23 protein-coding genes and 1 pseudogene are annotated in these 23,137 nt (G+C 65.2%); 9 read left to right on the forward strand and 15 right to left on the reverse strand.

Going from position 1 to position 23,137, the window contains the following annotated elements:
* Positions 1–73: 73 nt before the first annotated feature.
* Positions 74–1,228: a DUF4175 family protein gene (locus QCM77_RS23155; protein ID WP_279685032.1), complete on the reverse strand. Its 1,155-nt coding sequence runs from the start codon at positions 1,226–1,228 to the stop codon at positions 74–76.
* The gene (locus tag QCM77_RS23160; protein WP_279685034.1) at positions 1,216–3,147 is read right to left on the reverse strand and encodes a TIGR02302 family protein; all 1,932 of its coding nucleotides are present in this window, start codon (positions 3,145–3,147) and stop codon (positions 1,216–1,218) included. The genes QCM77_RS23155 and QCM77_RS23160 overlap by 13 nt, the downstream gene beginning before the upstream one ends.
* 166 nt (positions 3,148–3,313) lie before the next feature.
* Between QCM77_RS23160 and QCM77_RS23165 the strand changes: the two genes are divergently transcribed.
* Positions 3,314–3,697 (forward strand): carboxymuconolactone decarboxylase family protein, encoded by a 384-nt coding sequence (locus QCM77_RS23165; RefSeq protein WP_279685035.1) that lies wholly within the window; start codon positions 3,314–3,316, stop codon positions 3,695–3,697.
* Positions 3,698–3,810: 113 nt separating this feature from the next.
* Complete coding sequence (locus tag QCM77_RS23170) at positions 3,811–4,710, forward strand: NAD(P)-dependent oxidoreductase (RefSeq protein ID WP_279685037.1); 900 nt, start codon at positions 3,811–3,813, stop codon at positions 4,708–4,710.
* Positions 4,711–5,129: 419 nt separating this feature from the next.
* On the opposite strand, the gene QCM77_RS23175 is transcribed toward QCM77_RS23170, so the two are convergent.
* Together QCM77_RS23175 and QCM77_RS23180 are read right to left on the reverse strand one after the other, a co-directional pair.
* Complete coding sequence (locus tag QCM77_RS23175) at positions 5,130–5,456, reverse strand: DUF1330 domain-containing protein (RefSeq protein WP_018453248.1); 327 nt, start codon at positions 5,454–5,456, stop codon at positions 5,130–5,132.
* A gap of 134 nt (positions 5,457–5,590) precedes the next feature.
* Positions 5,591–6,289: a winged helix-turn-helix transcriptional regulator gene (locus QCM77_RS23180; RefSeq protein WP_279661536.1), complete on the reverse strand. Its 699-nt coding sequence runs from the start codon at positions 6,287–6,289 to the stop codon at positions 5,591–5,593.
* A 182-nt stretch (positions 6,290–6,471) separates the two neighbouring features.
* Here QCM77_RS23180 and QCM77_RS23185 point away from each other — a divergent pair, with 182 nt between their 5' ends.
* Positions 6,472–6,990, forward strand: coding sequence for an SRPBCC family protein (locus QCM77_RS23185; protein WP_279661535.1), 519 nt, complete (start codon positions 6,472–6,474; stop codon positions 6,988–6,990).
* A gap of 74 nt (positions 6,991–7,064) precedes the next feature.
* Here the strand turns inward: QCM77_RS23185 and lysA are convergent, their stop codons facing one another.
* The 3 genes from lysA to argH all read right to left on the reverse strand — a co-directional run bounded on the left by lysA (position 7,065) and on the right by argH (position 10,135).
* Positions 7,065–8,330, reverse strand: a complete 1,266-nt coding sequence (lysA, locus tag QCM77_RS23190) for a diaminopimelate decarboxylase (RefSeq protein WP_279685039.1) — start codon at positions 8,328–8,330, stop codon at positions 7,065–7,067.
* A gap of 23 nt (positions 8,331–8,353) precedes the next feature.
* Positions 8,354–8,644, reverse strand: a complete 291-nt coding sequence (gene lptM / locus QCM77_RS23195; RefSeq protein ID WP_279661533.1) for an LPS translocon maturation chaperone LptM — start codon at positions 8,642–8,644, stop codon at positions 8,354–8,356.
* A 93-nt stretch (positions 8,645–8,737) separates the two neighbouring features.
* Positions 8,738–10,135, reverse strand: coding sequence for an argininosuccinate lyase (argH, locus tag QCM77_RS23200; RefSeq protein WP_279685041.1), 1,398 nt, complete (start codon positions 10,133–10,135; stop codon positions 8,738–8,740).
* Between the two features lie 106 nt (positions 10,136–10,241).
* On the opposite strand from argH, the gene tlpA reads away from it, so the two are divergent.
* Complete coding sequence (gene tlpA, locus QCM77_RS23205; protein WP_462804348.1) at positions 10,242–10,931, forward strand: thiol:disulfide interchange protein TlpA; 690 nt, start codon at positions 10,242–10,244, stop codon at positions 10,929–10,931.
* Positions 10,932–10,935: 4 nt separating this feature from the next.
* Here the strand turns inward: tlpA and QCM77_RS23210 are convergent, their stop codons facing one another.
* The 6 genes from QCM77_RS23210 to QCM77_RS23235 form a co-directional block, all read right to left on the reverse strand.
* The gene (locus QCM77_RS23210; protein ID WP_279685043.1) at positions 10,936–11,130 is read right to left on the reverse strand and encodes a hypothetical protein; all 195 of its coding nucleotides are present in this window, start codon (positions 11,128–11,130) and stop codon (positions 10,936–10,938) included.
* 177 nt (positions 11,131–11,307) lie between these two features.
* A complete protein-coding gene (locus QCM77_RS23215; RefSeq protein WP_279661530.1) occupies positions 11,308–12,189 on the reverse strand; it encodes a 3-hydroxybutyryl-CoA dehydrogenase in 882 nt (293 codons plus the stop codon).
* 193 nt (positions 12,190–12,382) lie between these two features.
* The gene (locus tag QCM77_RS23220) at positions 12,383–13,333 is read right to left on the reverse strand and encodes an electron transfer flavoprotein subunit alpha/FixB family protein (RefSeq protein ID WP_279685045.1); all 951 of its coding nucleotides are present in this window, start codon (positions 13,331–13,333) and stop codon (positions 12,383–12,385) included.
* Positions 13,333–14,082, reverse strand: coding sequence for an electron transfer flavoprotein subunit beta/FixA family protein (locus QCM77_RS23225; protein WP_279661528.1), 750 nt, complete (start codon positions 14,080–14,082; stop codon positions 13,333–13,335). Before QCM77_RS23225 ends, QCM77_RS23220 begins: the two co-directional genes overlap by 1 nt.
* Positions 14,083–14,206: 124 nt before the next feature.
* Entirely contained in the window at positions 14,207–14,779 is a 573-nt protein-coding gene (locus QCM77_RS23230) for a cob(I)yrinic acid a,c-diamide adenosyltransferase (protein ID WP_279661527.1), read from the reverse strand.
* A 1-nt stretch (position 14,780) separates the two neighbouring features.
* Positions 14,781–14,975 (reverse strand): twin transmembrane helix small protein, encoded by a 195-nt coding sequence (locus tag QCM77_RS23235; RefSeq protein ID WP_247339988.1) that lies wholly within the window; start codon positions 14,973–14,975, stop codon positions 14,781–14,783.
* Positions 14,976–15,179: 204 nt separating this feature from the next.
* Between QCM77_RS23235 and QCM77_RS23240 the strand changes: the two genes are divergently transcribed.
* Positions 15,180–16,073, forward strand: coding sequence for a YihY/virulence factor BrkB family protein (locus tag QCM77_RS23240; protein WP_279661526.1), 894 nt, complete (start codon positions 15,180–15,182; stop codon positions 16,071–16,073).
* Here the strand turns inward: QCM77_RS23240 and QCM77_RS23245 are convergent.
* Positions 16,000–17,274, reverse strand: a complete 1,275-nt coding sequence (locus tag QCM77_RS23245; RefSeq protein ID WP_279661525.1) for an ATP-binding protein — start codon at positions 17,272–17,274, stop codon at positions 16,000–16,002. The two genes, QCM77_RS23240 and QCM77_RS23245, sit on opposite strands and share 74 nt — an antisense overlap.
* A 104-nt stretch (positions 17,275–17,378) precedes the next feature.
* Positions 17,379–18,248: a tRNA glutamyl-Q(34) synthetase GluQRS gene (gene gluQRS / locus QCM77_RS23250; RefSeq protein ID WP_279685047.1), complete on the reverse strand. Its 870-nt coding sequence runs from the start codon at positions 18,246–18,248 to the stop codon at positions 17,379–17,381.
* Positions 18,249–18,405: 157 nt separating this feature from the next.
* On the opposite strand from gluQRS, the gene QCM77_RS23255 reads away from it, so the two are divergent.
* The 4 genes and pseudogenes from QCM77_RS23255 (at position 18,406) to QCM77_RS23270 (ending at position 23,096) form a co-directional block, all read left to right on the forward strand.
* Positions 18,406–19,053, forward strand: a complete 648-nt coding sequence (locus QCM77_RS23255) for a DNA-3-methyladenine glycosylase family protein (RefSeq protein WP_279661523.1) — start codon at positions 18,406–18,408, stop codon at positions 19,051–19,053.
* A 93-nt stretch (positions 19,054–19,146) separates the two neighbouring features.
* Positions 19,147–20,232: a DUF2855 family protein gene (locus tag QCM77_RS23260; RefSeq protein ID WP_279685049.1), complete on the forward strand. Its 1,086-nt coding sequence runs from the start codon at positions 19,147–19,149 to the stop codon at positions 20,230–20,232.
* A 70-nt stretch (positions 20,233–20,302) separates the two neighbouring features.
* Positions 20,303–22,071: pseudogene (locus QCM77_RS23265) on the forward strand (flavin-containing monooxygenase).
* Between the two features lie 47 nt (positions 22,072–22,118).
* Positions 22,119–23,096: a peptidyl-alpha-hydroxyglycine alpha-amidating lyase family protein gene (locus QCM77_RS23270; protein ID WP_279685051.1), complete on the forward strand. Its 978-nt coding sequence runs from the start codon at positions 22,119–22,121 to the stop codon at positions 23,094–23,096.
* Positions 23,097–23,137 lie beyond the last annotated feature (41 nt).

Consider the following 23,137-nt stretch of genomic DNA (forward strand, 5'->3'; position numbering starts at 1 on the left):
GCGGCCTCTCGATTGAATCACAACCGTCTCGGAGTACTGGATCGCCCGGTCAAGCCGGGCGATGACAGAGAACTCAAAAATCCTTCAGCAGCCGCTCGATATAGTCGAGCTCGATCTGCGGGCGCGAGCTATCCCCCAAGCGGCGACGGAGCTCTTCGAGGATGCGGCGGACGCGCTGGGCGTCGATCTCGCCGGGGATCTTGACCGTGTAGTCGTCGCTCAGATCGCGGCCGTGAAGGGGGCGACCGAGTGGATCGGTCTGATTGCCGCCGCTCTGCTGGCGGCCGGCACGATTGCCGGGACCTTCGCCCTGCCCGTCGCCATCGCCCTGCTGCATCGCCTCGGCCATCTTCTGCGCGCCCTTGCGCAAGGCGTCGAGAGCTTTGCCTTGCGAGTCCACGGCGCCGTCGGAATTGCCCTCGCCGAGCTGCGAGCCGGCATCGCCCATGGCCCCGTCGGCGGCGTCCAGACTGCCGTCGTCATCGCCCTGGTCGCCGTCCTGATCGCCATTCTGGCCCGGCTGTCCCTGGTCGCCCTGCTGACCTTGCTTCCCTTTCTGGTTCTGACCCTTTTGCCCCTTCTGCGCGAGGCCGCGCTTGGCGAGCTCGTCCTGCAGCTTCTTCAGGCGGTCGCGCAGCGACTGCTGGTCCTGCTGAAGGTCCGACATCGACTGATCGCCCTGCTGCTTGCCGCGCGAGCGCTCACGCCGGGAATCCTGGCCCTGCTTGAAAGTCTTGTCACGCAATTGCTGCTGCTTGCGGATCATGTCGCTGAGCTCGTTGAGCGCCTGCTCCATGTCGCTGTCGCCGGATTGCCCGGGCTGCGCCATCTGGAGATTTTCCATGATCTGCGCAAGCTGCTCGAGCATGCGCTGGGCCGCCTCGCGATTGCCTTCGCGCGCCGCCTTCTCGATCTGCTTCAAGAGCTCGTCCAGATCGCGTTGCGTGATGACGGAACGATCGCGATTGGAGGATTGGCTTTTTTCCGTCGCGCGCTTGTAGTCCTCGAGCTTCTGAATCGCATCGGATTGATTGTTCAGGCTGCGTCCGGACTCCTTTTGCCTGAGGCTGTCGCCGGAATCCTGCATCGCTTTTTCCGCACTATCGAGCAGCGCGTCAGGATCCTGATCCTGCTGGGCCGAAACGGCAGCGGGGAAGCCTCCCAGGAGGAGGGCAAGACAGGCGATCGACATCGCCTTCAAGACTGGCACGCGCGCTAGCTTCCGCATTTCCGATCCCGCGTAAACTGATTGGTCCCGTCCTCGCCCCCCTTCGCCCGACTGCCCGCCGACTTCCGATAAGCCTGCAGCTGCTGGCGCAAGACATCCTGCTGCTGCGCCAGCTCTTCGAGCTGCTCGGGCGTGGCATGCTGGGTCTTTTGTCGCAGCTCGACCGCCTTGTCGAGGATGAGCTGAACCTCTGCCGGGAAAGGCTGCCGGGGTCCAAGCGGATTCTGCTCGGCGCGCCGGGCGAGATCGCGCACCTTGCCGGCCATCGCCTCGCGGAGCTTTTGCGTCAGCGCCTTGATCTCCTCCTCGCTGGCGCCGCGTTCCAGCGCCCGCTTGAGCGCGTCCTGCGCCGAGCGCAGCGCGGCGTTGACGCTGCCGGCGACACCGTCGTCCTCGATGGTGACCGCGAACGCCCACATGCTTCCCACCACCTCGCGCAGCGCGTCGTCGGTGCGGGCCGCTTCCAGCTGGAGCGCCAGGCTGCGCAGGCCGAGATAGCAGCCCGCATCCGGCGTGAACAATTCAGGCGCGATCATCAGCGCGTCGAGCGCGGTGTAGACATCCGAGTTCTTGTTGGCGTCGAGTGCGAGGATGCGGCGCTGCTCGATCAGCGCGCGCGCGAGCGAGTTGGTGAACAGCCGCTCGGGCAGGCGCATGTTGAAGGGCTCGCTCCTGGCCTCGTTGCCGGCCTCGTCCTTGGCGGTGAGGGTCAGCGTGACGTCGGCGCCGGCATAGGGGTCCTCGCTGAGGTCCTTCACCGTCTGGCCGACGCCGTTGCGGGTGCGCGCATTCGGCAGCACGAGCGGGAATTGCGGCGGCTGGAATAGCGGCCGCGCGGCCGCCTTGGTGTCGTCCCTGCTGCCATCTTTGGCATCGGCGGGGCGCAGGCCGATGTGCGCGTCGGCGCCGGTGACGCCGTAATCGTCCTCGATCTTGTAGGAGAGCTGGAGTCCGCCGCGGGCCTGGCGCTCGGGATCCTTGGCGAGGGCGATCGTCGGCGCGCGGTCCGGCGTTGCCGCAAACGCCCATTGCGGTTGGCCTGAGGGCGCGCGGACATGCGCGGTACCGTCGCCGGCGATGGTAAAATGCTTCTCGTTGGTGCCCTTGGGCGTGGCTTCAGTGGGGGCGACCTCCTTGAGGCCGCCGGAGACGGCAACATCAAGGCTGCCGCCGGAGGAGCGCACGATCAGGGTCGAGCCGGCGGGAACGGCAAGCGGACCGCTGGCCGGCAGCGCCGCAGCCTCCTTGTTCGCGGCCGACAGGATCACCGGCGGCTTGCCGGTGTAGAGCGGCGGCGTGACCCAGGCATCGACGCGAACGTTCGTCGGCGCCAGCGCGCCGTTCCAGTCGAATGCGGCCACGAGCCGCATCGCACGCTCGTCGCCGGCGGCGAAGAAGGTCGCAACCAGCATCACCATGACCAGCGCGCGCAGCGCCCAGGGATCGTGCAGAGCGAGCCGCGGGTTCGGCAGACCGGCGCGGATGCGCTTGATCGAAGCCAGCGTGCGCACGCGCTGCGCCTGCCACAACGCCTGCGCAACCGGGTCCTGCGAGGTCAGCGTGTCCGTCAGCGTGGTGGCCGGCCGATGACGGAGGCCGGAGCCGCGATCGAGCCGGGCAAGCGCCTCCTCGCGGCCCGGCCAGCGGAAGCGAACCAACGGGAACAGGACGGCAATCGCGATGCCGGCGAAAACGACGAGACCAATGGCGCGGGCAATGAACGGCAGCGCCAGCCAGAGGCCGGCCCAGGACACCACCAGGAACAGGCCGACGACGGTGAGAAGCCGCGCCAAATTTGGCCAGGCACGCTCCCATGCGATGGCATAAATGGCCCGCTGCAGGGCCTGCGCCAGCTTCAGCCGCGACAGAGCGTCGCCATCGCGGATCGGGTCTGACGGGTCGGGGGTGACGCCGTTCAATCAACTCTCCAGGTTGCCCGGTAGAGAAGCGTACCACAACGGCAGCACTGAGGCATCCGTTCCTGTACGGGAGAGACCCCTTTTCCCGCATAACACGAGGACGTGACTGGCCCGCCGCAACCCCGTAATTTCCGGGCCGCCATCCAAGAAAAACGAAGGAAACGCCATGGACAAGAAGATGCACGACAAGGGCCTGGAAGTCCGCAAAGCGGTGCTGGGCGAGGCCTATGTCGACAATGCCCTGAAGAGCGTCGACGATTTCAACCGTCCGTTCCAGGAGATGCTCAACGAATATTGCTGGGGCACGGTGTGGGGCCGCGAGGAGCTGCCGCGCAAGACCCGCAGCATGCTCAACATCGCCATGATCGCGATCCTCAACCGCCAGCACGAATTCCGCGCGCATCTGAAGGGCGCACTTACCAACGGCGTCACCCGCGACGAGATCCGCGAGATCCTGATGCAGGTCGCAATCTATGGCGGGGTGCCGGCCGCGGTCGACAGTTTTCGGATCGCGCGCGAGGTGTTCGCGGAGATCGACGGCAAGGCGTAAGGGGGTAAGCCGTGAGGGGGTAGGCCCTCTCCACGTCGTCCCGGCCTTTTCGCCGGGACGACGCCGAAAGCAGGACGCGCTGTTCGCCAACAACAAAGCAAAAAGGAAACACCATGAACATCGGATTCATCGGCCTCGGAAACATGGGTTTCCCGATGGCGCGGCGGCTGATCGAGGCGGGCAACCGGCTCGTCGTGTTCGACACGCGCAAGGAGGTCGTCGACAAGCTGGTGGCGCGTGGCGCCACTGCGGCGACGTCGCCGAAGGACGTCGCCGACCAGGTCGAGACTGTCATGGCGAGCCTGCCCTCGCTGCAGGCTTCGCTCGCGGTTGCGACGGGGCCGAACGGCGTGATCGAAGGAAGCCGCATAAAACGCTTCATCGATCTCTCCACCGTCGGCTCGCAGATGGCGGCGAAGATTCACGGCCTGCTCGCCGAGCATAACATCGTACAGATCGACTGCCCCGTCTCCGGCGGCGTCGGCGGCGCCGAGAAGGGTACGCTGGCAGTGATGGTCTCGGGGCCGAAGGCCGAGTTCGAGCTGCTCAAACCCGCGCTCGAAATCATCGGAAAAGTGTTCTTCATCGGCGAGAAGCCTGGCGCGGCGCAGACCATGAAGCTCGCCAACAATTTTTTGTCTGCCACCGCCATCGTGGCGACGTCCGAAGCCGTCGTGATGGGCGTGAAAGCCGGGCTCGATCCCGCCGTGATGATCGACGTCATCAACGCCGGCTCGGGCATGAACACCGCGAGCCGCGACAAGTTTCCGCGCGCGGTGCTGCCGCGCAGCTTCGATTTCGGCTTCGCCACCGGACTGATGGTGAAGGACGTGCGGCTGGCGCTGGAGGAGATGAAGCAGCTCGGCCTGTCGATGGAGGTCGCCGACGCGGTGGGACGGTTGTGGGAGACCGTGATCAGCGCGGAAGGCGCCGATTCCGATTTCACCGCGGCGATCAAGCCGATCGAGAAGAAAGCGGGGGTGGTGGTTGGCGGGACAACCGCCCGCAGCTAGTGCCGGCGCAAGCGCAGCGCTGGTGACTGGCGCTGCGCTGCTTGGCTCGGTCGATCGATCGTGGAAGGAAGTCTATGAGCGGCGTCCGCCGACGGCAACGGCGCCGATCGACTGATCGAATTGCAGGGAGGCGGAGCCACCGCTGCATTTGATGTATTTCTGATCGCACCTGCGCATGCACCGCGTATCATTGGAGCATTTCGCGGCAGTGTTGTTTCAGCTGACCCAAGCGGTATCACACCGCGAGACTCGGGCTGAAGCGGCGCCGGACAATCCGATCAGGAAGGCCGCACTGCAAGCCGCGAAAAGCAGGCGAAGCTGGCCACCGCCCGCGAGTGAATCGTTCATTCCATTCTCCTGTGTGGGCCGGGCACGGTGTGCGCCTGCGGCCAGGTCCGATGTCTTGACGAAGATGCGGCTCAAGCCTTGGCGAGGTAGGGAATCGTGCCGGCCAGATCGGTGTCGTCGATCAGCTGGAAACGGCTCTCGCTGCCGCCCCGGCGCGCCGCGGCGAAGCGGCCATAGGCCGGATCGGTCACGAAGGATTCCGCTGCCTTTGCCGTGGGAAACGACATGATCGCGATCAGCGAGGTGTCGAGGGGGGCACCTTCGAGGGTTTTCACGTTGCCGCTGCGGGAAAGATACTTGCCGCCGTGCTTGTGCACCAGTTCGTGGACCGAAGCCGCGTAGTCCGGCACCCATTTTCCGTCAGTCACTTTAATGTCCGCGATCAGATACGCTGTCATGTCGTGTCTCCTGGCTCGAGTTCAGCTCCGCCTTGACAGGGGCGGGCATGACTTGGGTGCCAGAACACGGCGGCGGCTCGCCAGTACGGGAACTGTAGCGGGGCGATACAAATACTGAATCGAGCCGCCCTGCATCAGCTCGCCAGCTTGCGTTCCTTGGCGAACGGGCTGAGGCCCAGCCAGCTTTGCATCGCCGCGGCAAGCTGCCGGTCGCCGGTGAGCAGCATCCGCCGGCTTGCGACGGCCGCGCGCACGGTATCGAGCCCCATCCAGATCGCCGTCATGGTGCGCAGATCAACTGACACGTAAAGGTCGACGTCGAAACCGGGATCAATCGAGCAGAGGTCGACGCCGTCGTCGGGATCGACAATCAGCCACCACAATCGCTGCGTCGAAGGCAATTCCGGATATGCGAACTGCAGCACGCTGCGGCGGGCCGGCATCGGGGTCGTGTTCAGATTCCGCCGCATGTCCCACATCAACAGCTGGACATCGAGATGCTGAAGCGACAGATGCGACTCGATGCGGCGCTGGCCCCAGATGCCGAACGCCTCGACGATGGGGCCGAGTTCGCGTCCGGCGGCGGTCAGCTGATACTCGATCACGCCGCGCTCGGAAGCCGATGGTTGGCGGATGACGATGCCTGCGGCTTCGAGTTCCTTCAGGCGCTGGGAAAGCAGCGCAGGCGACATGCGGGGAACGCCGCGGCGCAACTCGTTGAACCGGGTCGAGCCGGCGACGAGCTCACGTAGCAGCACGACGGTCCAGCGCGTGCATAGTATCTCGGCCGCCATCGCGACCGGACAGAACTGCCTGTAGCTGCCGATGGTCATGCGGGCCTCCGTGACAAGCGAGAGCGGAACCATAGGGCCGGTGCGCGCGGCTTCCTAGTTCAGATTCTGTATTGCCCTGGGTTCATTTGCTGAACTGGCCGCGGACGGCGGGCATCGTCTATCCGGCCGCATTGCAAGCCAGACCGGCCGCCGTCGCGGTCCATCAGACAACGGAGATTGATATGAAGAAGCACGATTCAGCGGCGTTCAGACGCCTCGCCTCGCTAAGCAAGGCGGCGATTTGCGTGATCGGCCTCGGCGCCGGCGCGACCACGGCTTCCGCAGCCAACCTGACGCGCAGCATCGAGGTCAGCGGCGCAGCGGCCGACGTGTGGTCCGTCATCGGTCCATTCTGCGCGATCAAGGACTGGCTGCCGCCGGTCGGCATGTGCATCGAGGACGGCAAATCCCCGCCGACCCGAACGCTTGTGACCAAGGACGGAAAGGCCGCGTTCGTCGAGGCGCAGACCGGGCGCGACGACAGAAGCTACAGCTATTCCTACGCGTTCCTCACCAGCCCTTTGCCGGTCAGCCAGTACAAGTCGACCATCAAGGTCACGGCGAGGGGCGAAGGGGTCTCGGTCGTGACCTGGACCGGAATCTATACGCCCGTCCCGGGCAAGGAAAAGGACGCGATCGACGCCTTGAGCGGCGTCTACGATTCCGGCCTCGCCTCGATCAGGGACAAATTCAAGAAGTAGGCCGGGCGCCCCGGCCGGCTCGATGAGCGCGGACGGCGTCTGCGCTCATCGGGCGCAAGGCGCCGACGTGATCCTCACAACCACGGCGCCGGCGCGTCCATCGCGATCAGCTGCTCGACCTCGATGCGCGGACGCACGACTGCGTACTGGTCGCCCTTCACCAGCACCTCGGGCACCAGCGGCCTCGTATTGTACGTGCCGGCCTGCACTGCGCCATAAGCGCCAGCGGTCATGATGGCGAGGAGATCGCCCGCCTTCGGCGTCGGCAGGGTGCGGTCGAGCGCGAGATAATCGCCGGTCTCGCAAACCGGGCCGACGACATCGGCCGCGATCGTGGCCGCGCCCTTCGCAGGCTGCGTCACCGGCAAAATGTCGTGATGGGCTTCATACAGCGTCGGACGGATCAAATCGTTCATGGCGGCGTCGATGATGACGAAATTCTTGCCGTCGCCATGCTTCACATAGATGACCTTGGCGACGAGGATGCCGGCGTTGCCGACGATCATGCGGCCCGGCTCGAACATCAGCGTGCAGCCGAGATTGTGGCTGACACGCTTGACCATGGCGGCATAGGCGTCGGGCGCCGGCGGCGCCTCGCGGTCCATGTAATAGGGAATGCCGAGGCCGCCGCCGAAATCGACATGCGAGATGTTGTGGCCGTCGGCGCGCAGCGTCTGCACGAATTCGGAGAGGATGCGGAACGCGATCTCCATCTTGGAGAGGTCGGTGATCTGGCTGCCGATATGCACGTCGGTGCCTGTTACCTCGATGCCCGGCAGCTTCGCGGCGCGGGCATAGACCTCGCGGGCATATGCGATCGGAATGCCGAACTTGTTCTCGGACTTGCCGGTCGAGATCTTTGCGTGCGTGCCGGCATCGACGTCCGGATTGACGCGGATCGAGATCCGCGCGGTCTTGCCCGTCTCGGCCGCAAGGCGCGACAGCAGCTCGAGCTCCGGCTCGGATTCGACGTTGAGGCAGAGGATGTCGGCGGCCAGCGCGGCGCGCAGCTCGGCTTCCGTCTTGCCGACGCCGGAGAACAGGATCTTGCTGGCGGGAATGCCGGCGGCCAGCGCGCGCTTCAATTCGCCGCCGGAGACCACGTCGGCGCCAGCCCCCAGCTTGGCCAGCGTGCGCAGCACCGACTGGTTGGAGTTCGCCTTCATGGCGTAGCAGACCAGCACCTTCTCGCCGGCGAAGGCGTCGGTGAAAACGCGATAGTGCCGCTCGAGCGTCGCGGTCGAATAGCAATAGAACGGCGTGCCGACGGTTGCAGCCAGCTCGGACAGGTTCACCGCCTCGGCGTGCAGCACGCCGTTGCGATAGTCAAAATGGTTCATGGCGTTGGCTCAGTTGCCCCAGCCTATCGGCTGGGTCTTTCGTCCAGGAGCGGGTCGAGAATGAACGGTTTCTTCTTGCCCTTGGTCGCCGCCGGTGCGGCGTCCGCACCATAGGTGGGATTGAACACGCTCGGCGTCTTCTGGGCTTCGGTCTCGGTGTCGGTCGGCGGCGCGACGTTCGCCGTGGACGCGCTGGAGGCGGTCGGCGGCAGATCCAGCGGGCCCTTGCGGCCACAGCCGGCAAGCGCGAGCGCCGTCAGGCTCAAGACAATGATGGCCCAACCCGAGCCGGCCGGGCGAAACTTTGACGTCACGACGAAATCCCCACTACGCGCGGCGCACCATACAGAGATTGGCGCGCTCTGGCGAGACCCGGATGACCATGAAACATAAGCGAAATTTTGCCCTCAGCCCAATTTTCGCTCTTTTTCCAGCCGCTTCAACCAGGCCTTGGCCTGCGACGCCACGTTCTTCGGCGCGGTGCCGCCGAAGCTGGTCCGGCTCTTGACCGACGATTCCACCGAGAGCACGCCGAGCACGTCCTTGGTGATGTCAGGCTCGATCGCCTGCATCTCCCTCAGCGGGAGCTCGTGCAGCGCCACGCCGCCCTCGGCGGCTTTCGCGACGATGCGGCCGGTGACGTGATGGGCCTCGCGGAACGGCATCTTCAGCGTCCGCACCAGCCAGTCGGCAAGATCGGTCGCGGTGGCGTAGCCCTCGCCTGCGGCCGCTTTCATCTTCGCCTCATCAGGCACGAGATCGCGAACCATGCCGGTCATGGCGCGGATCGCGAGCGACAGCGCGGCGAAGCCTTCCATGGCGCCCTGCTTGTCCTCCTGCATGTCCTTTTGATAGGCGAGCGGCAGGCCCTTCATCACGATCAGCAGACCGTTGAGCGCGCCGATGACGCGGCCGGTCTTGGCGCGCACCAGCTCGGCGGCATCAGGATTCCGCTTCTGCGGCATGATCGAGGATCCCGTGGTGAACTTGTCGCTGAGGCGGATCATGCCGACCAGCGGCGAGGTCCAGATCACGATCTCCTCGGCAAAGCGCGACATGTGCACGGCGCAGATCGAGGCCGCCGACAGCGTCTCCAGCACGAAGTCGCGATCGGAGACCGCATCGAGCGAGTTCGCCATCGGACGGTCAAAACCGAGCGCCTTCGCCGTGGCGTGGCGGTCGATCGGGAACGAGGTGCCGGCGAGCGCTGCGGCGCCGAGCGGGGATTCGTTCAGCCGCTTGCGCGTGTCCTGGAAACGGCCGCGATCGCGTGCAGCCATCTCGACATAGGCGAGCAGGTGATGACCGAAGGTCACGGGCTGCGCGGTCTGCAGGTGCGTGAAGCCGGGCATGACCGTTCCGGCATGCTCCAGCGCGCGCTCCACCAGCGCCTGCTGGAACGCGGCGAGCGCGGCGTTGGTCTCATCGAGAACGTCGCGGACATAGAGACGGAAATCGGTCGCGACCTGGTCGTTGCGCGAGCGCGCAGTGTGCAGGCGGCCGGCGGCAGGGCCGATCAGCTCGGACAGGCGGCTCTCGACATTCATGTGAATGTCCTCGAGCGCGCGCTTGAATTCGAAGCCGCCCTTGCCGATCTCTGACAAAATCGTGTCTAGACCCTTGCCGATATTTTTCGCATCAGAGGCCGTGATGATGCCCTGTGCGGCCAGCATCGCGGCGTGGGCCTTGGACGCGGCAATGTCCTGAGCAAAGAGGTGACGATCGACGTCGATGGAGACGTTGATCTCTTCCATGATCTCGTCGGGACGTTCCGAGAACCGGCCGCCCCACATCTTGTTGCTCATGATCCCCTGCTCACGCCTTGCTTGCCGCCACCGCACGTTTGCTGGCCGCGGCCCGCCGTATTAAGAGGTCCCTGATAGCCATATCTGCGACCGGATGACAAACGATATGCTCGACCCCAACGATATGCTCGACCAAAGGAAAGCGCGGTCGGCCACGCGCCGGATCCCCGTCGTCATCGCCACCGTGGTGGTCGGGGGCCTGGCTGGCTTTGCCGCGCTGTACGGGCTGGGCCTGAGCCGGGCCCCGTCCGGCGATCCGGCCTGCCGGGCGGCCGTGGCAACGGCCTCCAGGATCGCCCCTCTCGCCCATGGCGAGTTGGCGGCCCTGACCATGGCGAGCGCGCCGTTGAAGCTGCCGGACCTCGCCTTCGAGGACGCCGACGGCAAGCCGAAGAAGCTGTCCGACTTCCGCGGCAAGACGCTGCTGGTGAACCTCTGGGCCACGTGGTGCGTGCCCTGCCGCAAGGAGATGCCGGCGCTGGACGAGCTTCAGGGCAAGCTTTCGGGCCCGAATTTCGAGGTGGTGGCGATCAACATCGACACCCGCGACCCCGAGAAGCCCAAGACGTTCCTGAAAGAGGCCAGCCTGACCCGGCTCGGCTATTTCAACGACAAGAAAGCCAAGGTTTTTCAGGATCTTAAAGCGATAGGCAGGGCGCTGGGCATGCCCACCTCGGTGCTGGTCGACCCGCAAGGTTGCGAGATCGCGACGATCGCGGGACCGGCGGAATGGGCAAGCGAGGACGCGCTCAAGCTGATCCGGGCGGCGACGGGCAAAGCCGCCGCGTCGTTCTAGGAGTTCAGGCGGTGACGTTGAGGTTGCCGCCGACGCCGGCGCCGACATTGGCAAGCGAGGGCTGTCCCGCACCGAGCAGCGTCAGGACGGTGGATTTCTCCGCATCCGCGTTCTGCTTCATCAGCGTCGCCGAGATATCCGACTGCAGCGCGCCTTGCTGAGAGGCCAGCATGCTGCTGACCATCGCCATCATGTCCATTACGCGAACCCTCGGGCTGCAGCCTAGAGGCGAGCGGTTAACGGAAGGTGGAGATTTTGGACGCTTTCGTGGCCCGGACACGAAGCGACACGAAGTGCCGTAGCGTGGGCGCTGCTGGGCCCGGCTCTGTAGCGCACCGCTGAAGAAGCGCTGCTTAGCGTCCGGGCGCGAAATCGATCAGCGCGTCGGAACCGGCTTGGCGCCACGGTAGTCGTAGAAGCCGCGCTGGGTCTTGCGGCCGAGCCAGCCCGCCTCGACGTATTTCACCAGCAGCGGGCACGGACGATATTTGGAGTCGGCGAGGCCCTCATGCAGCACCTGCATGATGGAGAGACAGGTATCGAGGCCGATGAAATCGGCGAGCTCCAGCGGGCCCATCGGATGGTGCGCCCCGAGCTTCATCGCCGCGTCGATCGCCTCGACATTACCGACGCCTTCGTACAGCGTGTAAATCGCCTCGTTGATCATCGGCAGCAGGATGCGGTTGACGATGAAAGCCGGGAAATCCTCGGAGACCGCGACCTGCTTGCCGAGCTTGGCGACGAATTCCTTGGACGCCTCGAAGGTCTGGTCGTCGGTGGCGATGCCGCGGATCAGCTCCACCAGCTCCATCAGCGGCACTGGATTCATGAAGTGAATGCCGATGAAGCGTTCGGGCCGGTCGGTGGCGGCGGCGAGCCGCGTGATCGAGATCGAGGAGGTATCGGAGGCGACGATCGCCTCCGGCTTCAACACAGCGCAGAGCTCGTGGAAAATCTTGCGCTTGACCTCTTCCTTCTCGACCGCGGTCTCGATCACGAGATCGCAGTCCGCGAGATCGTCCAGCTTCTCGCCGGCCACGATGCGCGCCATCGCCTTGGCTTTGTCGTCCTCGCTGACGGCCTTCTTGGAGACCTGGCGCGCCAGGTTGCCGTTGATCGTGGCCATGCCTGACTTGAGGCGGTCGGCCGAAATGTCGTTGAGCACCACGTCGAAGCCGGCCAGCGCAGCGACATGCGCGATGCCATTGCCCATCTGCCCCGCGCCGATCACGCCGACCTTCTTGATTACTGCCGCCATAATGTCATCCACCGGAACGGCGCGCTGCTAACCGCGCCTGCCTATCCCCCTGAGCCGGGAGGTCCGATTTAATCAGAACCCGGCCTCGAAACCTAGATTGGATCGCTTCGAAGGCGTGTCCCACGCCAAAGAAAACGCCTCAAAAGCAACACCGGCCGGAGTTTATACCTCCGGCCGGTGTTTTTAACGCGTTTTACTTGCCGAGCTTGCCGAGTTCGGCTGTCAGCTCCGGAACCGCCTGGTAGAGGTCGGCGACCAGGCCGTAATCGGCAACCTGGAAGATCGGCGCGTCCTCGTCCTTGTTGATCGCAACGATCACCTTGGAGTCCTTCATGCCGGCCAGATGCTGGATCGCGCCGGAAATGCCGACGGCGACATAGAGCTCGGGGGCCACGACCTTGCCGGTCTGGCCGACCTGCCAGTCGTTGGGCGCATAGCCGGCATCCACCGCCGCGCGCGAGGCGCCGACGCCGGCGCCAAGCTTGTCGGCGAGCGGCTCGATGTACTTTGCGAAGTTCTCACGGCTCTGCATGGCACGGCCACCGGAGACGATGATCTTCGCCGAGGTCAGCTCGGGACGGTCGCTCTTGGCGACTTCCTCGCCGACGAAGGACGACAGGCCCGGATCGGCGGCCGCTGCGACGCTCTCGACCCAGGCGCTGCCGCCTTCACCCGCTGCTGCGAAGGTGGACGTGCGCACCGTGATGATCTTCTTGGCGTCCTTCGACTTCACGGTCTGGATGGCGTTGCCGGCATAGATCGGGCGCTCATAGGTGTCGGGCGCGACCACCTTGGTGATCTCCGAGACCTGCATGACGTCGAGCAGCGCTGCGACGCGCGGCATCACGTTCTTGAAGCGCGAGGTCGCGGGCGCGACGATCGCGTCATAGGACGGCGCCAGCGAGACGATCAGCGCGGCCAGCGGCTCGGCAAGATCGTGCGCGTAGAGGTCGCCCTCGGCGACGAGCACCTTGGCGACACCGGCAAGCTTCGCGGCAGCATCCGCCGCAGCCTTGGTGCCCTGGCCGCCGCCGGCAACCAGCACGTGGACGTCACCGCCGAGCTGGGAAGCTGCGGTCAGCGCCTTGTTGGTGGAGTCCTTGAGGACCTCGTGTTCGTGTTCGGCAATCAGCAACGTCGTCATCAGAGCACCCCGGCTTCGTTCTTGAGCTTCGACACCAGCTCGGCGACGTCCTTGACCTTGACGCCGGCCTTGCGGCCCGCTGGCTCCGTCGTTTTCAGAACTTCGAGGCGTGCGGTGACGTCGACGCCGTAGTCGGCGACGGTCTTGTCCGCGATCGGCTTCTTCTTGGCCTTCATGATGTTTGGCAGCGAGGCGTAGCGCGGCTCGTTGAGACGGAGATCGGTGGTGACGATCGCCGGTCCCTTCAGCTTCACGGTCTGCAAGCCGCCGTCGACTTCGCGGGTGACCTTGAAGTCAGAACCTTCGACCTCGAGCTTCGAGGCAAAGGTCGCCTGCGACCAGCCGAGCAGTGCGGCCAGCATCTGGCCGGTCTGATTGCTGTCGTCGTCGATCGCCTGCTTGCCGAGAATGATCAGGCCCGGCTGCTCTTCGTCCGCAATCTTCTTCAGGATCTTGGCGACGGCGAGCGGCTCGACCGCGCCCTCGGCCTTCACCAGGATGCCGCGATCGGCGCCCATGGCGAGACCGGTGCGGATCGTTTCCGACGCCTGCGCCGGTCCGATCGAGACCACCACGACTTCGGTCGCCTTGCCGGCTTCCTTCAGGCGCAGCGCTTCCTCGACCGCGATTTCGTCGAACGGGTTCATCGACATTTTGACGTTGGCGAGTTCAACGCCCGATCCATCGCTCTTGACGCGGACCTTGACGTTGTAATCGACCACCCGCTTTACCGGCACCAAGACCTTCATCGATCCTCTTTCACTCAATCTGGGAGGGGGCTATCAACTGGCGCGGAACCTAAAGGCCTGATCCGGCCCGGTCAACGCGCGAAAGCCTCTAATTTTGGCCTCCAGAAATGCGCCGCTCAATGGGTCAGCGGTTCTGGCCGGGAACCCAGAGCACGTCGCCGGCGCCGTCATGATTAGCGGCGCGGCTGGCCACGAACAGGAAGTCCGACAGGCGGTTCATATACTGGATGCCAGCTGCTCCGACCGGCTCATTGGGCCGGGCCGCCAGTTCCACCATCACGCGTTCCGCCCTGCGGCAAATCGTGCGGGCGACATGGAGGTAGGCGGCGGCCGGCGTTCCGCCCGGCAGCACGAAGGAAGTCAGCGGCGCCAGCTTGTCGTTGAGCGCGTCGATGTCGCGCTCGAGCCGCTCGACCTGGCTCGCCACCACCCGCAGCCGTTCCGCTTTGCCTTCACGCTCCGGTACCGCAAGGTCCGCGCCGAGGTCGAACAGATCGTTCTGGATGCGGCCAAGCATCGCGTCGAACCCGGGCATATCATTGGTGTGGAGCCGCACCACGCCGATCGCGGCATTGGTCTCGTCCACGGTGCCATAGGCCTCGATGCGCAGATCGTATTTCGGCCGGCGTTCGCCCGAGCCGAGCGCTGTCGTGCCGTCGTCACCGGTTTTCGTATAGATGCGGTTGAGCACGACCATGTTAACGCCCCATCGCCCACACGGCGAGCATCGCGATGACGATCGCCACGAACTGAAGCAGCACGCGCCAGCGCATCAGCTTCTGCGAGGTGTTGGGCGAGCCGCCACGCATCATGTTGATGAGACCGAGCAGCAGCACCAACGCCACGGCGCCGACCGCGATCGGCAAGATGAAAGTACTCAAGAGCGATGCCATCCAAGGGTAAATAACACCCGGCGCGCCGGTCCGCTATGGCGTTCCCGATCTGGCTTTTAAGCCAATAATATCAGAAGCTAGCTGGATGAATCTGGATTTGCGGGAATTGCCCATCCTCTTCGCCCCTCCCCGTTTGCGGGGTGAGGCCGGAATGCGCTCCGCGCACGCGGGAAGAGGAAGTGACGACAGCAGTGTGGGTGGCGCGTGAAGGCGATCCGCACCATCTACCTCGTCGTGATGGACGCGTTCTACACGTTCCTGGCCGACGATGGCTGGGCGATCGCGAGCCATATCGCGCTGTCGACGCTGATGGCGCTGTTCCCGTTCCTGATCGTGCTGACCTCGCTCGCCGGCTTCTTCGGCTCCAAGGAACTCGCCGACCAGGCCGCAAGCCTGATGCTTCAGGTCTGGCCCAAGCAAGTCTCCGATTCAATCTCGGGCGAGGTGCACGACGTGCTGACCACGACCCGCTCCGGCGTGCTGACCGTCGGCGCCATGCTGTCGGTCTACTTCGCCTCGAACGGCGTCGAGGCGCTGCGGGTCGCACTCAACCGCGCCTATGCGGTGGTCGAGATGCGGCGCTGGTACTGGCTGCGTTTGGAGTCGATCGGCTACACGCTGGTCGCCGCCTTCACCGCACTCGCCATGGCGTTCCTGATCGTGCTCGGGCCGCTCCTCATCGAGGCGGCGCGGCGCCACATTCCGCTGTTCGTCGAATCCAATGAGAGCATCCTCACCTGGCTGCGCTACGGCATCACCGTGGGTGCGCTGGTAGTGGCGCTGCTCATCCTGCACGCCTGGCTGCCGGCGGGGCGGCGCGGTTTCTTCCAGATCCTGCCCGGCATCGTCTTCACCATCGTGGCGTCGCTGATATCGGGCATCGTGTTCGGGCAATATCTGGCGCGCTTCGCCAACAACTACGTGACGATGTATGCGGGGCTCGCCTCGGTGATCATCGCGCTGGTGTTCCTGTACTTCATCGCCGCAATCTTCGTTTACGGCGGCGAGCTCAACGCCGCGATCATCAAGTCGCGGCTTCCTCACGGCGTGTCGCTTCAAGCAGCGCAGTCGCTAAAGCCCGCGGAGACACAGGCTTGACCAGAAAGGCGTCGGCGCCGGCCTCGCGTGAGGCGACTTCGTCTTCGCCGCGACCGGACACCCCGATGATGGGGATCTGAGCCAGCGGCGTCGCCATGGTGCGGATCCGCCTGATCGCCTCGACGCCATTGATGCCCGGCAGCACCATATCCATCAGCACCGCATCGAAGGCGCCCTGCGCGAGCCGGTTCACCGCGTCCTCGCCGCGCCCGATGAACTCGGCATGATGGCCAAGCTCGGTCAGGATGGTGTTGAGCACGACGCGGCCGAACGGATTGTCCTCGACGCTGAGCACGCGCAGCGCCGCGACCGCATCCACCTCGGCTTCGCCCTTCGCCTTGCGGGACCTGCCCGATCCCGTCGCATCCACCGACACCGTCAACGTGAAGGTGGCGCCGCCGCCGGGCCGCGGTGCGACCGTGATGTCACCCCCCATCGCGCGCGCCAGCTGCTTCACCGAGGACAGGCCCAGGCCAGCGCCGCCGAACCGCGAGGCAATGGTGACATTGGCCTGGGTAAACGGGCGGAACAGCCGCTTGATCTCGGCCATGGTGAGGCCGATGCCGCTGTCGGACACCGCGAAGGCGACACCGACCCTGCCTTTGCCCTTTGCTTTGCCCTTGCTCTTGGCGGAACGCCAAGGCGCGACCGCGAGCGCCACGCCGCCTCGCTCGGTGAATTTCACGGCATTGTCGATCAGGTTCTCGAGCGCGGCGCGCAGGCGGACGGGATCACCGACCACCAGCCCCGGCAGCTTCTCGGAGATATCGACCTCGGCCTGGAGACCCTTGGCCGCGGCGCGACCGGCCAGCGAATCGCCGGCGTTGCGGGCGAGCGTCCGCAGGTTGAACAAATCCTGCCGCAGCGTGCTTCCATTCTTCGCGGCCCCCTTGCCGGTTCTGGCGGCGTCCACGAACAGGGTGGCAAGGCTCGCCAGATGCTCAGCGCCGGCCTTGATCGTGTCGGCCCAGCGCCGTTCCCGTTCACCGAGATCGGAGGTCGCGAGCAGGTCGCTGATCGCGAGAATGCCGGTCAGGGGGGTGCGGACCTCATGGGCAAAGGCGGCAAGCGCGGCGTGGACCACGTCCGGCGCGACCTGCTTGGTGCCGGGCTTGCGCACCGTGGCGGCCGCCCCGGACCGCTTCCGAGGCGGTCGCCTGGACGTCCGCGTGGTGCGCGCTGCGCGCGATTTCGCCGCCATAAATCCCCTTCGAAGTATCCGCTTCGAACCCCGGGCTCGTCGGCAAGCATGGCACGGCGGAACACCCGGAGTCACGGCGGCGTTTGGCTAAACCCCAGAGAAACTTAACCTAATCCCACCAACTGGCGGATACCGGCGGCTGTGGCGCCGGCAGTGCGCAGTTCACGAAGGCCGGTCGAGCTGGTTGATTTCGACAGCTTCCGACCGGCCTCGTCGCGAAGTAGCCCATGGTGGCGGTAGAGGGGTTCGGGCAGGCGGAGCAGAACCTGCAGCAGGCGGTGGACCGAGGTGGCGTGGAACAGGTCCTGGCCCCGCACGACCTCGCTCACGTCCTGGAGCGCATCGTCGACAACGACGGACAGATGGTAGCTTGTCGGCGTCTCCTTGCGGGCCACGATCACGTCGCCCCAGGCCTCCGGTCGCGCCGGGACGATGCCGCGCTCGCCGTCGGATCCCTCGCCCAACTCGTTCCAGGTCAGGCCGGCGGCGCGGCGGCACGCGGCCGCCATATCGAGCCGAAGCGCATAAGGCGCGCCGGACTCGATCAGCCGGTCGCGCTCGTCGGTGGACAGCGATTTGGCGTCGCCGGGATAGAGCGGCGCGCCGTCGGGATCGCGCGGCCACGGCCCGTCCGCTTCACGCGTCGCAACCAGCCTTGCGATCTCGGCGCGGCTTTCGAAGGCGGGATAGACCAGGCCGAGCGCGGAGAGCCTGTCCAGCGCCGCGCGATACTCGCCGTGATGCTCCGACTGCCGCCGCACCGGCGTCTCCCAGGCGATGCAGAGCCAGGCGAGATCTTCGTAGATCGCCGCCTCATATTCCGGCCGGCAGCGCATCGCATCGATGTCCTCGATCCGCAGCAACAGCCGTCCGCCGGTCTCGCGCGCGCAGTCGAAGTTGAGCAGCGCCGAATAGGCGTGGCCAAGATGCAGGAAGCCGTTCGGGCTCGGGGCAAATCGGAAAACGGGTGGCATAGATTCTCGCGAGACTTGTCATTGCCGGCTTGACCCGGCAATCCATCTTCCAGGACTCTGGTCCCGCCTGCGCCGAAGGCTTCGGCGGGCTTCCGGTATTGAGCCGGCGTAGCTTTAGCAGAGACGGCAAGCCCGCGCATGACGAGTTGAGCAAGCAATGACCATCCACCTCGAAACCCAGTCGGATCTCGAAGAGGCCGTCCACGCGCTCGTCAAGCGCGATCCGCGCCTGAAGCCCGTGCTCGCGACTGCCGGCATGCCGGCGTTGCGGCGGCGCGAGCCGGGCTTTGCCGGGATCGCGCACATCGTCTGCGGGCAGCAACTCTCGACCGCGAGCGCCGCGGCGATCTGGGGACGGCTATCGGCCGCGTTCGACCCGTTCGACCATGAGGCGGTGCGCCGCGCCCGCACCGACCGGCTGGGGCGGCTCGGCCTGTCCGCCGCCAAGATCAAGACGCTGAAACATCTTGCGCGCGAGATCACCGCGCAGCGGCTGAACCTCGAGGTGCTCGCCGAAGAGGATGCCGACGCCGCGCATCACACGCTGATCTCGCTGCCCGGCATCGGGCCCTGGACCGCGGACGTCTATCTGCTGTTCTGCCTCGGCCATGGCGACGCCTGGCCGGCCGGTGACCTCGCCGTGCAGGAAGGCATCCGCATCGGGCTCGGCTTGCAGGCGCGGCCGACGGAGAAGCAGATGACGCCGCTCGCCGAACCCTGGCGCCCCTTGCGCGGCGCGGCGGCGCATCTGTGGTGGAGCTATTATCGCGCCATGAAGAAGCGCGAGGGCGTGCTCACGGCGTGAGCAACCAAACAACGTTTAAAACTATGTTACCGTTGCAAACGGCGCGCGTGAACGATTGAGATGTCGGCGCGAACAAGAGCCGGGATCGACATCATGACAGCCACCGACTTCATCGTGACGCGAAACGATTTCGAAACCTGCAAGGTGGTCGCGACTGAGCTTCCCGGCGCGGATGCGCTGCCGCCTGACGCCCTGCTCGTGAAGGTCGACCGGTTCGCCTTCACCGCCAACAACATCACTTACGCGGTGCTGGGCGACGAGTTGAAATACTGGCAGCTCTTTCCCGCGCCGGCCGGTTTTGGCAACATTCCGGTGTGGGGCTTTGGCGAAGTGATCGCCTCCAGGCATCCGAACGTCGCAATGGGCGAGCGCCTGTTCGGCTATTTCCCGATGGCGACGCATCTCGTCATTGAGGCCACCGACGTCAGCAAGCGCGGCCTGCGCGACGGTGCCGCGCACCGGCAAGGCGTGGCGCCGGTCTACAATGCCTATGCGCGCGTCACGGACGATCCCGCTTACGCCGGGCGGCAAGGCGACTATCAGGCGCTGCTGCGGCCACTGTTCATGCTGTCGTTCCTCGTCGACGATTTTCTAGCCGAGAACGACGATTTTGGCGCGCGCGCTGTGCTGCTGTCGAGCGCCTCGAGCAAGACCGCGTTCGGGCTCGCGCATGTCCTGCACACGCGCGGCCGCAGGGTGATCGGACTGACATCGGCTGGGAACACGAGTTTTGTCACGTCGCTCGGCTGCTTTGACGAGGTCGTCACCTATGACCGCGTGACGTCGCTGCCGCCGGACGTTCCCGTCGCCTTTGTCGACATGGCCGGCAACAGCGCGCTACGCGACACGCTGCACCGGCATTTTGGTGAGCAGATGAAATGCTCGGTGCGCGTCGGATTGACGCATCGCGCCACCGATACCGACGAGGGCGAGATGCCCGGCGCAAAGCCGCGCTGGTTCTTTGCCCCCGACCAGATCCGCAAGCGCGCCAAGGAATGGGGCCCTGGCGGAATCGAGCAGCGCTTTGGCGCGGCATGGTCAGGGTTCGCGCCGCTGCTGGAGAGATGGCTGACCGTGGTGGAAAGCCGCGGACCTGAGGCGGTGCGGCAGATCTACCTCGACACGCTGAAGGGCCGTATTCCGCCTGAGCAGGGCCATATGCTTTCGCTGCTCGGGTAAACCGCTTTTGGCGTAGGCTTATCCAGTATAGCGTCGACCCTCAGAGGAAGCGCGCGGCAAGAGGTCGCGCATGCTCGACAAGACCAAGGATATCTCTGCATCTGCGCAGGTCTGGCTTGATCAGTTCGAGCGCACGCTGGGTGAAGCCGGCACGCTGGATGGGCTGTTCCTCGTCGAAAGCTATTGGCGCGATGTGCTGGCGCTAAGCTGGAACCTACAAACAATCACAGGCCGCGATGCGATCGCTGACGCACTGACAGCGCTTGCACCGGAGACGGCGGCGGTCAGCTTCAAGATCGCGCCGAACCGTGCACCGCCGCGCTGGGTGACTCGCACCGGCATCAACAATATCGAGGCCATCTTCGATTTCGAGACCGCGCTCAGCCGCGGCAGCGGCATTTTGCGGCTCGTTCCCGATGCGGCCGACGGCGACAGGTTGAAGGCATGGACACTGCTGACCGCCCTCGACGAATTGAAAGGCTTCGAGGAACAGCTCGGCACCTCGCGGCCACGCGGCCAGGCCTATTCGCGCGATTTCCGCGGACCGAACTGGCTCGACCTGCGCAACGCCTCGCGCGACTACGCCGATCGCGATCCCGCGGTGCTGGTGGTCGGCGGCGGCCAGGCCGGCCTCGCCATCGCGGCAAGGTTGAAGCAGTTGAAGGTCGACACGCTGATCGTCGATCGCGAGGCGCGGATCGGGGACAATTGGCGCAAGCGCTATCATGCGCTCACCCTGCACAACCAGGTGCAGGTCAATCATTTGCCCTACATGCCGTTTCCACCGAGTTGGCCGACCTACATCCCCAAGGACAAGCTCGCCAACTGGTTCGAAACATATGTCGATGCGATAGAGCTGAATTTTTGGACCGGCACCGAATTCGAAGGCGGCGCCTACGACGACGCGCAAGGCCACTGGACGGTGACGCTGCGGCGCGCCGACGGCAGCAAGCGCACCATGCATCCGCGCCATGTGGTGATGGCGACCGGCGTCAGCGGCATCGCAAATGTGCCGGATATTCCGACCCTCGATAACTTCAAGGGCACGCTGCTGCATTCCAGCCGCTACGAGGACGGCGAGAACTGGACAGGCAGGCGCGCCATCGTCATCGGCACCGGCAACAGCGGCCACGACATCGCGCAGGACCTCTACTCCAGCGGCGCCGACGTGACGCTGGTGCAGCGTTCGCCCACGCTGGTCACCAACATCGAGCCGTCGGCCCAGCTCGCTTATGCGACCTACAATGAGGGCACGCTCGACGACAACGATCTGATCGCGACCTCGATGCCGACGCCGCTCGCGAAGAAGACCCATATGATGCTGACGAAGCAGTCGAAGGAGCTCGACAAGGAGCTGCTCGACGGCCTCTCCCGCGTCGGCTTCAAGCTCGATTTCGGCGAGGCCGGCACCGGCTGGCAGTTCAAATACCTCACCCGCGGCGGCGGCTATTATTTCAACGTCGGCTGCTCCAACCTCATCGTCGAGGGCGCGATCAAGCTCAGGCAGTTTTCCGACGTCGAGGGTTTCGTCACCGAGGGCGCGCGGATGAAGGACGGCACGACCATTCCGTCCGACCTGATCGTGCTCTCGACCGGTTACAAGCCGCAGGAATATCTGGTGCGGAAGCTGTTCGGCGACGGCGTTGCCGATCGCGTCGGCCCGGTGTGGGCTTTGGTGACGGCTTCGAGCTGCGCAACATGTATGCGCGCACGCGGCAGCCGGGCCTGTGGTTCATCGCCGGCAGCCTCGCGCAATGCCGGATCAACTCGAAATATCTCGCGCTCCAGATCAAGGCGATCGAGGAAGGGATTTTGGGGCGTGAGGTGAGTGCCGCTTAGGCCTCGTCATTGCGAGCTCAGCTGAAACGAACAAGAGGGAAAAACCAATGCCAGCCATTCTCGGCACCGGCGAGCACCGCTACCGCGTCGTCGAAAACTTCGCAAAGCTGCCGGATGGCTGGCAGTTCACCGACGTCGCTTCGGTCGCGGTGGACAGCAAGGACCGCGTCTACGTCTTCAACCGCGGCGCCCATCCGATGGTGGTGCTGGACCGCGAGGGCAATTTTTTGCGCAGCTGGGGTGAAGGTCTGTTCTCGCGCGCGCACGGCCTGCACATCGACGCCGACGACAATCTCTATTGCACCGACGACGGCGACCACACCGTGCGCAAATGCACCACCGACGGCAAGGTGCTGCTGACGATCGGCATCCCCGAGAAACCGTCCCCGTTCATGAGCGGCGAGCCCTTCCACCGCTGCACCCACACCGCGCTGTCGCCGAAGGGCGAGATCTACGTTTCCGACGGCTATGGCAATGCGCGCGTGCACAAGTTCACGCCGGACGGCAAGCTCCTCAAGAGCTGGGGCGAGCCCGGCACCGATCCCGGCCAGTTCAACATCGTGCACAACATCGCCACCGACGCCGACGGTTTTGTCTATGTCGCCGACCGCGAGAACCATCGCGTGCAGGTGTTCGATGGCGAGGGCAAGTACGAGACGCAGTGGAACAATCTTCACCGGCCTTGCGCGCTGTGCTGCTGTGGCGGGGGCAAGAGCCCGACCTTCGTGATCGGCGAGCTCGGCCCCGGCCTTGCCATCAACCGCGATGTGCCCAATCTCGGCCCGCGGCTCTCGATCGTGGACGCCAAGGGCAAGCGCATCGCGCGGCTCGGCGGCGAGGAAGGGCCGGGCGTTGCAAGCGGAAAATTTTTGGCGCCACACGGCATCGCGCTGGATTCCAGGGGCGACATCTATGTCGGCGAGGTCGGCGTCACCAACTGGGAGACCAGCTTTCCGGGCGGGGAGATGCCGGTCGCGGTCCGCACGACACGGTGTTTGCAGAAGCTGGAGCGGGTGCGGGAGTAGTTGCGCAGGCAAGCCCCGATGCGCTGTCAGGTCGATCCTGC

The organism is Bradyrhizobium nivariense (genome assembly GCF_029846695.2).
Lineage (GTDB): Bacteria > Pseudomonadota > Alphaproteobacteria > Rhizobiales > Xanthobacteraceae > Bradyrhizobium.